At 46.7% G+C, this 13,575-nt stretch carries 9 protein-coding genes; 3 read left to right on the top strand and 6 right to left on the bottom strand.

Going from position 1 to position 13,575, the window contains the following annotated elements; translation table 11 throughout:
• The 3 genes from F6K37_RS17900 to F6K37_RS17890 form a co-directional block, all read left to right on the top strand.
• Positions 1–199, top strand: a 199-nt coding sequence (locus F6K37_RS17900) for a hypothetical protein (protein ID WP_287251431.1), incomplete at its 5' end; no start/stop codon positions are given.
• A gap of 148 nt (positions 200–347) precedes the next feature.
• The gene (locus tag F6K37_RS17895) at positions 348–647 is read left to right on the top strand and encodes a DUF6312 domain-containing protein (RefSeq protein WP_287251430.1); all 300 of its coding nucleotides are present in this window, start codon (positions 348–350) and stop codon (positions 645–647) included.
• Between the two features lie 196 nt (positions 648–843).
• Complete coding sequence (locus F6K37_RS17890; RefSeq protein ID WP_287251429.1) at positions 844–1,050, top strand: DUF6200 domain-containing protein; 207 nt, start codon at positions 844–846, stop codon at positions 1,048–1,050.
• Between the two features lie 255 nt (positions 1,051–1,305).
• On the opposite strand, the gene F6K37_RS17885 is transcribed toward F6K37_RS17890, so the two are convergent.
• The 6 genes from F6K37_RS17885 to F6K37_RS17860 form a co-directional block, all read right to left on the bottom strand.
• Positions 1,306–1,449 (bottom strand): hypothetical protein, encoded by a 144-nt coding sequence (locus F6K37_RS17885; RefSeq protein WP_287251428.1) that lies wholly within the window; start codon positions 1,447–1,449, stop codon positions 1,306–1,308.
• Between the two features lie 40 nt (positions 1,450–1,489).
• Positions 1,490–1,738 (bottom strand): zinc ribbon domain-containing protein, encoded by a 249-nt coding sequence (locus F6K37_RS17880; RefSeq protein WP_287251427.1) that lies wholly within the window; start codon positions 1,736–1,738, stop codon positions 1,490–1,492.
• A gap of 265 nt (positions 1,739–2,003) precedes the next feature.
• Positions 2,004–2,744, bottom strand: coding sequence for a glucose 1-dehydrogenase (locus F6K37_RS17875; RefSeq protein ID WP_287251426.1), 741 nt, complete (start codon positions 2,742–2,744; stop codon positions 2,004–2,006).
• 116 nt (positions 2,745–2,860) lie between these two features.
• Positions 2,861–4,033 (bottom strand): tryptophan dimethylallyltransferase family protein, encoded by a 1,173-nt coding sequence (locus F6K37_RS17870; RefSeq protein ID WP_287251425.1) that lies wholly within the window; start codon positions 4,031–4,033, stop codon positions 2,861–2,863.
• Positions 4,034–4,095: 62 nt separating this feature from the next.
• Positions 4,096–5,478, bottom strand: a complete 1,383-nt coding sequence (locus tag F6K37_RS17865; RefSeq protein WP_287251424.1) for a cytochrome P450 — start codon at positions 5,476–5,478, stop codon at positions 4,096–4,098.
• Between the two features lie 2 nt (positions 5,479–5,480).
• Positions 5,481–12,911, bottom strand: coding sequence for a non-ribosomal peptide synthetase (locus F6K37_RS17860; RefSeq protein ID WP_287251423.1), 7,431 nt, complete (start codon positions 12,909–12,911; stop codon positions 5,481–5,483).
• Between the last annotated feature and the right edge of the window lie 664 nt (positions 12,912–13,575).

Below are 13,575 nucleotides of genomic sequence, written 5' to 3'. Positions count from 1 at the left end.
GCTTGACCGTGGCGAATTTAATTCGCCACGGTCAAGCGCACCTAAAATATACATTCTGTTTTGGGCTGACTTTGGACGTAGTTATAAGGGTTTGAGCTTGCCATTAAGCGATGCAGCTTCGGAACAGGGGGTTTCCCCCACTCGCGCTTTGCATCAAGACAATGACTTGAGGGTTAATTTCCGACTGTATCTTCCATGAGCCCATTGGCATCAAAGCCTTATAGAGTAAGCTTTTTGGGGCTCATGTCACCACCTCAGCTACTCACGTCAGTTTAATTATTGACCGGTGAGGTTTTATGCTATAAAATTAGTGGTAGTACTTAAATCAATCTAGGAACTTAAGAGTTATGGCTGATAATGAAATTAAGAGCGCTGTCATTTTACGCAGTGAAGATTCTTTTGGAGGAACACCTGAGCTCTTGTCTGGATCTACAAGTAAGAAGAGCAAGAAAAAGAAGAAGAAGAAGCAGGCAGCAGCTTTAAAGCCTCTTGAGAAGGCTATGTTTAAACAAGCAAAGCGTCTCGACGAGGCGACAACGCTCTATAAGGAGCGCCATGAGAAGTCCAATCGTAAGAAGAAAAATGGTTGGATTAAGGATTTCGGAAAGAACTATTCCAAGAGTATGTCTAAGTTGATGAAATTTTAGTTTGGTTTCTGGTCTATCGTTAACTTCGATGTAATGCGTCAATGTAATCGCTATTATATTGAATCCAAAAAGGATTTGAGTTCTTCAAAAGTTTTTGGAATGTTCATTACATCACTTTGAAGTTTTTTACAAGGGCGGAGCTGGGCACGATCTAACTTTTGATAAAGCTTGCTAAAATTTAGTTAGGAGAACTTCCATGAGTACACTTCAGAAAGAAAACACCATTATCCTAGAAATGGGATCGGCAAAGAAAGATGATATTAAGGATTTGCAATATGGTGAGGGTAAGCTTTTTAAGAGGATTGCTAAAGTCATTGAAGAATTGAAAGAGAGTGGTGAGGTTGCAGAAAATGCTCAACCAGTAATTGTTGTGGTGAAGAAGAAAAGCGAGAAAGATTGGTAAGTTTCTAATCGATCTGAGGAGCAATACGAATTTCTGTCATGGGCTTCGTAGATTTGTTTTTCAGGGGTAAACTGAGTTGCTAACTCAAGTCCGCTTGACTTTAACCCAAGATTGAGTTCCTCCTTTGGCAAAGCTATTGTTATTGATTACTTCAATGAATCTGCATCGGGGGCTTTATGCCCCCGATGCAGATTCATTGAAGATAAATAGGAACCTCTAATTATTGTACTGGTCATGTTCAAGTAGACCCGTGAACTACCCCAACTTACTTAAACGAAGTAAGTTGGGGTTTCTAGCTTGGCCGTAGGCCACGCTACGGGAACACGGAAGAATGCCGAAGGTGCGCTTTCGGTTCTCCGTAGGAGACGCGGGGCGCGTTCGGCGAATTAAATTCGCCACGGGTCGCACCTCAACTTAGACGGACGTCCAAGTTTTGGTCTTACTCCTTCTCCACCCTTAGTTGACCTCTCCCGTCCCAGAGGAGGATAGCATCCTGAAACCTTGCTCCTCTAATGTTCTTTGGTGCATTACCATCTCTATCATGGTGAGTTACGCAAATATGGGCAAGTCCAAGTCTCACATCTAGTGGCAGCTCGTTGATTCGGTAATGACAATTAGAACAGGTTTTGGAACTGGGGAACCACCGATTTATTTCGACCAAAACGTTACCCTCAATTCTCGACCTCATATCATTAGACCTCTTGCAAAAGTATTTTTTTGATACTGTTTTCGTCAATTATTGTTACTGTTTTCTGTCTGCTGTCTCCTATCTCATGACTTCTGCAAGAATTATATTATATCTACTTTGTGATAAATCTTCAAGGTCTTGAGGGGTCAAAATTACCCATCCCTGCGACTGGTGGGGAATTTCGACCCCTCTTGCCTCCCCTATTTGTTAAAGATCTATGTGTTAGTAAAGTCCTGTGTGTCAGTAAAGTCCTGGAAAAGATCGCTTAGATGAGCCCTCCTGTAACCCTCAAATTTTGTCCTGTTATCCAACGTGCGTCATCCCCAACAAGAAAGGCCACTACGTCGGCAATATCTTTAGGTTGCCCGAGGCGCCCTAAAGGGGTCATCGCAATGGCTTGCTCCAAAACTTCAGCTGGATTACCTGTCCGAAGCAAGTCTGTATCTGTGGGTCCCGGTGATACGGAATTGACCGTAATTCCTCGATCGGCCAATTCCCATGCAGCGACACGGGTCAGTTGTTCTAGAGCTCCTTTACTTGCAGCATAGGCCGCAATGCCGGGTTCCGCCAAGACTGTGTTGATTGTAGAAACATTGACAATACGGCCATGGGCGCTTAAACGGCGAGCCGCCTGCTGGATTGTGAGAAAAGGAGCTGTAGAATTAACTGCCAATACCCGCTGCCAATCATGAATTGAAAGTGCTTCAATGCTACCAGTCTGTAGCTCAGCCGCACTATTAACGAGAATGTCAATTCGTTGCCATGCGGCCTCAGTCATCTCGAAGAGTCGTTCAATATCAGCAGGCTGAGCTAGCTCAACCGCCATAGCTCTAGCCTGTCCCCCCTGGGTTTCAATCTGAGCAACAACCTCTTCAGCAAGGGCTTGGTTTCGTAAGTAGGTCAGCATTATTGCCGCTCCATCCTTAGCCAGCCGCTCTGCTATGGCTCGTCCAATGCCTCGCGAACCACCCGTAATAATAGCAACCTTACCTTGTAGTTTTCCCATTGCAATTTATCGGTTTGAACCCCTGTCCTTGTACACCCTTGCTCCCAAAGTATTTCCAGTGCAAGTGTTACCAGTGCTAACGTACCCTGGCAATCCCCATGTCTTTTGGCTAGAGTTTATGACCGTTTATAGACTCCTGGTGCAAGATAAACTGAAAAGCGCGGATCTTTGCCTGGTCGATAGGCTACGAAATTATGGGTTGATAATTGAGAGAGTGGCTGATCAGAGATTGCCTTCAGTAATGACTCGTAGGGTGAGGGGTCAACTCCTTGAGATCGGGAAAAGGCACAGACCCGTTCCTGGGCGATTGCATCATTTTCAATATTAGGATTGAGCGGAACATAAAGGGTCGCCGCAACGGGGTGATATTCCCCTGGAACGAGGGTATAGCAAGTAACAGGGACTTTCCGCCAGTCTGGTGTCGTGTGTCCAGTAATTTCTAGTAATGCCTCCTCAAATTTCCCCCTAACATGGGTTTGAGCAATTTCTGCCTGTTTATCGATCATCCCAGCATCAACCCCCGTATGGGGCAAATAAATCTTGAGTCTGGGATGGTCTGAATGGGCCAGATCGAGGGCTAGGAAGAGGGGAACAACCGACACCCCCAGGCTGGTGAGGTAGGAACAAAGTGATTGCCAGGCAGGGCCTGCCCCTAACCTCGTCATGGCTTCCTTAGTTCGCTCAGGCCCAGATTCAAAACCAGCAATATTGAGATTAAGGTAGGTTTTCATCACAGGATTTGGTCTGTCAGACAGCCAAGCGACACCTTGCCCCATGGGAGTGATGAAATCGGTTGGATCGGGAGCAGTGACTAAATCTTCAATTAGAAGATAGTTCTCAATGGAGAGATCCCGAGCCAATTCAGGAATACTGGGCAGCTCTCGCACAAATCGACGCGCAGCCTCAAGATTGTTACTCAAGCTATGGGGACTATGAAGGACTTCAAAAGACATCCGTAATTCATTGCCCCGACCATTGCTCCAGGCAAGGGAGAGTTCGAAGGGCATCCCCTCAACAGATACATTAGAAAAATGCTGCGGAGCACTAGCTACAGCGTCACCCCATGGGGTACCGAGTTTGCGGAGGAAGGCAACTATGGTATCCCGACGCTGTGCTGGGAAGGCTAATCCATCACAGGCTCGATGTAGTTTGTCACAGGCAATATCAATATAACTCGCTTCTCGTGAATAATAGTTTGAGGCGAAAATTGGCAGGTCATCATAGGCCCGAGTATCAGCCTTGCTAAAACTATCACTGGCATATTCAGAAACGGCGATCGTTGAACTCATAAGAAAACACTCCAATTTAGGAGATGAAGGACGGATAAATTTTTCTAATGCAATGGAATCAGTTACCACTCAGCAGGTAACTTTAAAGTACTGCGCAACAGAGAGCCAGGTTGCCATGGCACTTCTTCAGCTGGAATGGCTAAGCGTAAAGTAGGCAGACGTCTAATCAAGACAGAGAGTGCAACCTCCAGTTCCACAATAGCTAGGAGCTTACCAGCACAGCTGTGTATACCAGTTCCTAAGCCAAAGTTCGGTTTGCGAGGTCGCATGATATTGAATGTGTGCGGATCTTCAAACAGGGCAGGATCATGATTGGCAGAGGGGAAAGACGCTAAAATTGCATCACCAGCACGAACAAGCGTATTACCAACCTCAACCTCCTCGGTGGCGTAGCGAGCAAAAGTAACATGGGCGTCAATGGGAATATATCGAAGCAATTCCTGGACAGCCTGAGGCATCAGCTTGGGTTGTTCTCGCATGAGTTGGGTCTGTTCTGGGTGGGTTAAGAGCACAAAGATCGCATTTGCAAGTTCCATGCCCGTTGAATCATACCCTGCGAGTAATAGGATGGTGGCAAGGTCAATGAGTTCAATTTCTGATAGCTCCAGGCGCTTATCCTCAGGTCGCAGTAATTTACTAATAATATCATCACTTGGAGATTCCCGTCGTCGCCCTACAAGCTCAGTAATATAGGCATACATTGCCTGCATACGAACTTCTACTTCCTCTTGGGTCAAAGATGAAGTGGAGGAAAATCCATCACACCATGCTTTGAATTGGGGACGATCTTCTAGGGGAATACCCATGAGTTCGCAAGTGATGTGTCCAGTAAACGGTAAAGCAAATTGCTCAACTAGATCCGCAGGGGGTCCCTGAGCCACCAAGTCATCAATCAGTTGCTCCGTCATATTGCTGATCCAAGGCTTCATTTGCTCAACATGACGAGGGGTGAGAGCTGCGGCTAAAGCCTCACGTAATCGTTTATGGTCTGGAGGATCCATCCCCAATACACTCGTGCGGATCGGTATTGGTGTTAAGCGAGCCTCATCATACTTAGTTGTTTCTCTGCTAAAACGTGTATCGTGCATGACACACTTGACATGTTTGTAACTGGAGGCTAACCAGGCATCATCCCCATAGGGAACACTGATTCGTAGCATCTCATCCCATTGTTGCAGACTGGTGTAGATTGGATCCATGTCAAGGGCAAAATATTCTCGAAAAGGGTAAGGCACAGGACAGTCTCGTTGACCTAACAGGCTGAGTGGGCGCATGTCAGTCCAGTTTTTCTCAACGTTGTCAAGGCAATTTTGCCAACTCTCGGGGCCGAAAGCGGTTTGCCAGCCTTTAGGAATTTCAAGGGAGGTGGGCCATAGAGAGTATTGACCTTCGGCATTGCATAATACCCAGTAGTCCCTTGAATGGTCTGCAAAAGGATTTGTCATGTTTACTTTCCTATATGAGTTATTTGAGGGAAGAATTTAGAGTTGATGAAATAAGTGAGGTATCGACGGACAAGATGACGATCGATGCAAGGAAACTTAAATGGTGCTTCGGCTAGGCCGGTTAAGGTGTTGCTTTGGTCGAAGCAGATTTGACTGAGTTCTATGAGCTTGGGCAATGTACGACTAAGGACTGCGGCTGATGCTAGGGAGTGGCCTTCTGGGGCTTGATCAACATACTGTTCTAATTGCTTAACCCATTCAGAGTAGGATACCGTGGTTAACTGGTAGCCCAATTCAGAGAGTTCATTAAAAACTACATCTAGCTTGACTGTTGTGGGACAGGTGAGGTGATGCACTTTACCTATGGATTGTTCATGACGGGATAGATGGACAATTGCACGTCCAACGTGATCAACTGGAATTAGATCGATCGCGGCATAATCTTGATAAATGAGATCTGGGACAACCCGTAGAACAACCATCGCCCTGACTATTTGCCAGAACATATCATCAGTACTCGCAATACCAGTAGTAGTATCACCACTAATTCGTCCAGGGCGGTGGACAGTTACAGGGAGCCCACGATCCGATGCCGCCCATACTAACTCTTCAGCGACCCATTTACTAGAGACATATCCGCTGGGTAATACAGAATCTGCTCGAAGTCTACAATTCTCATAAACTATATCAGGATTATCTTTAGAACTTACAGCCACTGCAGCTGTTGAAACAAAGTGCAACGGCTTCACGCGGCATCGCGCAGCAAGGTCCAGTAACTCCGATGTCCCCAATACATTGGCTGGTTTAAGGTATGCATAGGGTTCAATAGCACTGACCTGGGCACCATTGTGATAGATAGCATCAATTAATTCTGTCAGCTTAGTGAATTCCTCAGCGGATAAGCCTAAACTCGGCTGGGAGAGATCACCACATACTGGAATGATTCGCGATCGCCAAGATTCAGACCATAATTGATAAGAGTTGAGAGTGGAATGGATGCGTTTATAGGCAGCTTCATGGTGGTTGGAGCGCACCAAGCAAAATACATTAGCATCAGTCTGCTTAAGAAGTTCATGGAGCAAATATGCCCCCAAAAAGCCAGTTGCTCCGGTTAATAACACCGAGGCTGGGTGCGTATTCCGATCGAGTTCGACTGGGCGACTCTGGTCGGGAGCAATCTGCGGATTAAGAACAACTTCAGCAGCAAGGTCAATTGAAGTAGAAACTATAGGTGCTTCCTGATCTACTACTATTGCCAGGTCAGCCACCGTCTGTCGCTCGAATACAGTCTGCACTGGCAAACTTATCCCAAAACGCTGCCGAATCTGACTGACTAATTGTGTGGCTAGCAACGAGTGACCTCCAAGGGCAAAAAACGGATCGTCGATCGTGACTTGATCAACACCCAACAGTTCTGCAAACAGAGTACATAAACCAATCTGGGTAGGAGTTTTGGGGGCACGCCCTTCAGCAACAGAAGTGAACATTGGAGCTGGTAGAGCCTTACGATCTATTTTACCGTTCACTGTCAGGGGAAATTTCTTCAAAGGGACAATAGCGGCGGGGACCAAGTATGGAGGTAAATCATTAACGAGGTGGGCACGGAGAGCATCAGTATTGATAGAATCCTGACCAACCACATAGGCTACTAAGAATTTTTCGCCCGGTCGATCCTCACGAACCATAGCGAGGGCATCTGACACTGAGGGACAATGGGTAAGCGCAGCTTCTACTTCACCCAATTCAACCCGAAAACCCCGAATCTTGACCTGATTATCAGCTCTGCCTACAAACTCAAGCTCACCGTGGCTTCGCCAACGAACTAAATCGCCAGTCCGATACATACGGCTTCCCATACCCTTAAAGGGATTTGCGACGAATCTTTCTGCCGTCAGCTGAGGTCGGTTGAGATATCCACAAGCTAAGCCAGGCCCAGATACGTAAAGTTCACCAATCACTCCAGGGGGAAGAAGCTGCAACTGGTCATCGAGGACATAACAGCGAACGTTGATAACCGGTCTGCCAATGGGGGGTATCCCATTACCAGATAGGGGAGAACTCAAGGTAGCACACACTGTAGTTTCAGTGGGACCATAACCATTGATCAAGCAGCGCCCAACAGACCACCGTTGTACTAACTCACCTGAGGCAGCGTCCCCTGAGACAATGAGATGGGTCAAGGAAGGTATATTATCTGGTGATAGCACCATTAATACTGCTGGCGGCAAGACAGCATGGGTAACGTGATAGTCTCTGATCAATTGTGTCAATTCCGGACCGGGCCGCACCTGATCTGAAGGGGCCATCACCAAGGTAGCACCATTCAATAGGGCACTGCACAGCTCCCAAACTACGCCGTCAAAACTCAAAGAAGAGAACTGGAGGATGCGACTCTCAGGTGTTACCTCAAAGTACTTGATTTGTGTTGCCACCATACTCGAAATTCCGGCATGGGTTACCACAACTCCTTTGGGTTTTCCTGTAGAGCCTGAAGTGTAAATGATATAGGCTGGATCAGACACATGAAGCGGCTGAGTGCGCTGATTGTCTTCTATATTAGCCTGTAATGGAGAATCCTGTTTTTCACTGCTGACGCCAAGGGAAGTCTGCCAGGGAAACTGATCAAGCTGTAGTTTTGGAATATTGAGCTGTGGAGTACTAATGACACTATCAGTTGTGGTGATCAGCAGCCATGGTTGGACGTCCTCCAACATGTATGTGATGCGAGAGGCTGGGTAAGAGGGATCTAGGGACAAGTAGGCTGCACCTGCTTTGAGTACAGCTACAACAGCAATGACCCATTCGGGGGATCGTGGAACATTGATAGCGATGGTCTGGCCTGGACCTACTCCTTGATGGATCAGTTCATGGGCTAGCTGGTTGGCACGAGCATTGAGATCTTGATAGGACAGATGCAAAGCCCCAAATACAAGTGCGTTGGCTTTAGGCCTTTGGGCAACTTGGGCTTCGAACAGGTCGGGAAAAGGTTGTGAATTGATGCTGCAGTCTGTATAATTGCATTCGATCAAAAGTTGATGGCGCTCCTCAGGACTCAAAAGGTTGAGTCTACTAATCCGCTGTTTAGGGTCAGCAATTGCTGCGGTCAAGAGCCTTAAGAAGCGATCGATAAAAGCCTCAATCGTCTGACGATCGTACAAATCGGTACGATACTCAACCAAACCATCAATTCCAAGCGGTGTCCCATCCTGATGTCGGTGCTCATCAAGATTCATCACTAAATCAAAACGACAAGTTCCCAAATGAACCTGTTTGCGAGCAATCTCGACCCCTGACAAGTTGAGCTGATTTTCTGGCGCACTCTGCAGGGCTAGCAAAACCTCAAAGAATGGGTGATGCGTGATGGATCTTACAGGTCGAAGTTTCTCGACCAACAACTCAAAGGGAATATCTTGGTGGGCATAAGCAGCAAGATCTAGATCCCGGATTCGGTCTAAGAGATCGCAGAAACTTGGGTCCCCAGAGGTATCCGTCCGCAGAACGAGCAAGTTAACAAAGAACCCAACCAAATCTTCAAGCGCGTCATCCATGCGATTAGCCACAGGAGTACCAATGGGAAGATCAGTTCCTGCACCCAGACGAGTTAAAAGGACAGCAAGACCAGCATGCAACACCATGAATAGACTCGCTCCTTGTTGCTGAGCCAGATCAATCAATCCATGATGGATCTCAGGGGTTAACCGAAAGGGAACAAGAGCACCTTTATAGGAAGGGACAGCAGGTCGGGGGCGATCTCCAGGAAGCGACACAAGCTCAGGTAGATCCGCTAAGTTTTTGCGCCAATAGGCAAGTTGGCGAGTAACAATACTATCTGGCTCGGTATCTTGACCAAGTAGTCGTCTTTGCCATAGGGTATAGTCCGCATACTTTACAGGTAGCGGTGTCCAGTCAGGGACGAGACCCCTGGAACGGGCGGCATAGGCCTCCGAAAGGTCACGCCATAGGGGGGCAAAGGACCATCCATCACAAGTAATATGGTGTAGGAGAATGAGGAGGACACATTGATCATCTCCCAGGACAAATAGTTCCGCTCGGATTGGGATTTCAGTACTGAGGTCAAAGGGTCGCTGACTACTCGCCTGAAGCTTCTGATCGAGCTCTGCTACAGAGGTGTGGGTGAGGGTTAATTGAAACTGACCCGGGTCTAAGAGGATCTGGCGTGGTACACCACTAATTTCCTGAAAGACAGTATGTAAGCTATCATGTCGGCGGATGACGTCACGTAAAGCCATCTCCATAGCAATTTGATTGATGGGGCCAGCAAGCTCAAAAGCGATCGGGACACTATAAATTACACTAGAAGTATCAAGAGCATGGACAAACCAGAGACGCTGTTGAGCAAAAGACAAGGGGACAACACTGGGGCGGTCCGTAGGCATAAGTTGAGGTCGTCCCCGCTCCGCTGTGGTTAGATGTGTGACCAGCTCAGCAACTGTTGGCGAGGCAAAAACATTGGCAACCGCTAATTCCACATCAAAGCATGAGCGGATACGGCTTAATAACCGCATCACAGATAAAGAATGTCCACCCAGATCGAAAAAATTATCGTCAATCGTAACTTGAGTAACACCCAGAATTTGAGCGAAAAGACCACACATGCGCTCTTCAACAGTATCTCTCGGGGCGCGTCCATTCTGAGTCGAACCAATACGGGGAGCAGGCAAAGCAGAATGATCAACTTTGCCATTAACAGTTAACGGGAACGTATCCAAAATGACAAAGGCAGTGGGCATCATAGACTGAGGTAACCGCTCACTGACATGAGTGCGCACTGATTCTAGAAACTCTCCTGCATGGTATGAGACAGAGGGAGAGTTCACATAAGCCAATAAGGAATCGTATCCCCCCTGATCCCCAAGTCCACCATCATTATGAACAGAAGTGTTATGAAGAAGACTGTGGGCCATGAAGACCCTAACGTTAGCCAATTGACCATGATTCAATTGACCATTCTGGGCACACAACAGGATGTCAAGATGACCCTGGTTCATCGTAGACCAAGTTACAAAAACTTGATAATCCAGTAACTCTCCAATCTTATAGAACGCTTCTGGATTCCACGCAGTAGAGTCTCCAGACAACAGATGATCTCGCACAACCTCAATATCATAGCCCGCATCCAACTGTTTTATGGCTTTCAGGGCAGGAGTAACACGACAGTTGGGTACATTGACTAATTTGAGGTGGGACGGTCTCTCCTGTTTGAGATAATCCACCAACTGTTCAAGGGTGGTAAATTCTGCTCCCCAAGTGATTACAAGCCACTCCACAGTCGGTATTTTCTCTATTGTGGTTGAGTGTTTATGAAGGGTAGCGTTGTAACGATACTGGGACATTTCATTGTGGTGTAAGCCCCCTTTAACTCGCACATCTACATAATCAATGTCTGATCGTAGTTGACCTAAGGCTCGGAAAAACTCTGGATCAACTAATAGTTCCTCTTCCATCACTACACTACGTTCAACAGCAGCTTGTAACGACGGAGCGCTGAGAGTGTGTAAGTCAGCACTTCGCAGTTGAACTTCAGTGTGGAAACAGTGCAAAAGACGCAAGTTCCGAATGTCCCCAATGAAAATACAACCACCCGGAACTAGTAAATCCGCGACCTTGTTGAGAACATCCAGCAAATAGGTAGCATTGGGAAAATACTGAATGATGGAGTTGAGAATTATAGTATCGAAATACTCCTGAGGTAACCCTTCGATGACATCAGCACTTTGAGCTCGAAGCTCTACATGATCGGCTAGGGATGGGTCACGAGCAACCTGATGACCTAACCTTTCAATTAAAGGTGCCGAGAAATCAGTTCCCCAATAAGACTCACACTCAGGAGCCAATTGGGCTAGCAACAAACCAGTACCAACTCCAATTTCCAAGATCCGCCGAGGCTGAAGACCACGAATCTCCCGCAGTGTCATCTCCTGCCATTCCTGCATCTGTTCTAAGGGAATGGGACAACCGTCATAGCTACTGTGCCAACCTGAAAAATCTGCTCCCAAAGGAGAAGATCCATCGTTGTCGTAGAGGGAGTCATAGATTTGACGCCAAGTTTTCAGTTGTTCCCCCTGAATGTTCTGCGTCCGTGATTCAGTAGTTTTGGTAAGTAGGTAGGCAATCAATCGCTTTTCACCGGTCGAATCCTCACGAACTGTAACGACTGCTTCACCCACCTCCGGATGATTGCGGAGTTCCGCCTCAATTTCGCTAGGTTCGATGCGAATGCCACGGATTTTAACTTGTTGATCTGAGCGGCCAAGACAGACAAGCTGATCAGAGTCCATCCACACTCCTAAATCACCAGTGCGATACATCCGCGATCCTGGTGACCCAAAGGGATTAGCAAGGAACCTTGTAGATGTTAAACTCGGTTGACCAAAGTAGCCTTGTGCAAGGCCAGTTCCTGCCAGATAGATTTCTCCTGGTGTACCGGGAGGAACAGGTTTTAGCTGCTCATCAAGTACATAGACCTGGGTGTTTTCCATCGGTCTACCGATCGGGACTCGATTGCCCTGAGGCCGACTTTCAATAGGATAAAGGGTGACATATGTGGTGGTCTCTGTGGGACCATAACCATTTACCACAGTAACCTCAGGGCAAGCATCCCACATCCGCCCAATAGCAGCTACTGAAGCTTGTTCCCCACCAATCCATACTTGTTGAACACCTGCGAGGCATGTGGGATTTTCCTCAGTAATCAGATTGAATAATGAAGTAGTTAAAAATAAAGACGTAATAGATTGCTTCTGGATAACTTGCTGAAGAGTAGAAACATCCAAGGGTCCAGAGGGGGCAATAACTAACTGTCCAGATCGTAAAAGAGGCACCCACAGTTCATAATTTGAGATATCAAAGCCAAGAGAACTGTGAAATAGCACCCGCTGCTGAACCTCATCTTTCCAACACTGATCCGCAACGAATTCTAAAATGGCTCGATGGGTAATAGCGACCCCCTTAGGACGCCCTGTCGAGCCTGAGGTGTACATAATATGAGCGAGATGATCAGGTTGCGTATCTATAGCAGGACTATCTGGATCCTCCTTTTCTAAATGGACATCTACTCTAATTGTTTGAATATTTTTTATCCCATCTAGATGCTTTGAAGTACTGAGAGTCAGTAACGTTCGTGCCCTTGTTTCATCTAATATCCAACGAGCTCGGGCTAAAGGTAAACGGGGGTCTAGAGGAACGTAGATGGCACCTGCTTTAAGGACAGCAAGAACAGCAATCACTAACTCAATCGAACGCTCGATCTGAATGGCAATAGGAGTTTGTGGTTCAACACCAGAACGAATTAATAGGTTAGCTAAGTAATTAGCTTTAACATCAAGCTGCGTGTAGGACAGGTGAAGCTCATCAAAAACAATGGCAACCTGATCTGGAGTCCGGTTAACTCGATCCTCAAATGCCTGGGGCAAGGTCGAATTTGCTATTAATCGCCTACTTCCACTGCAACGTTTATTAATCATCATAGCGGTAGAATCCATTAACTCTCTAACTTTATCCTGATCTAGCCCTCCAAATCAAAAGGCTCCCGATTATAGCAGAAGTCATTTGTCAGAAGTCATTTGTCAGAAGTCAAACTCTTGCGCTTCTTGATGCAATAGCGAGTGGGGGAAACCCCCAAGACCGCTTAGGTGCGCTTTCCGCATTAAGAATTAAATTCGCCACGGGTCGCACCTCTGCATCGCTTACAAAGGGTGTGAGACTTTTGTCATGTCCTAACTGCCCTGGCGACTGCTATACAAAGAAATATAGCGGTTTTTAGCCTCATGAGGTACACATAATTTTTTACCTTTTCCCTGTTCTGACTTTACTGCTCCGAAGCTGGGGGGGCGACGAAATAAGCTAAAATCCAGACTCTATAAGTGACCTAGCCCTTAGACCTCGTTGATAATACTTTCGTGTCTTGATGCAATAGCGAGTGGGGGTCTCCTCACAGGGGTAGGTTTTTTCTAAGTACAGGACAAAAAGTTGAAAAGATAGACAGGAAAAGGGTTTCATGGAAAAAACAACAACTTTCAACGAAACCCTCATGAACCAGGTTAACTTGCTGGTGCAAACATTGAAACCTGATCTGAA

Source organism: Moorena sp. SIO4E2, from assembly GCF_010671945.1.
In the GTDB taxonomy this organism is placed as follows: domain Bacteria; phylum Cyanobacteriota; class Cyanobacteriia; order Cyanobacteriales; family Coleofasciculaceae; genus Moorena; species Moorena producens.
The sequence above is the reverse complement of the archived record's forward strand: the minus strand, read 5'-3'. Positions and strand labels throughout refer to the sequence as shown.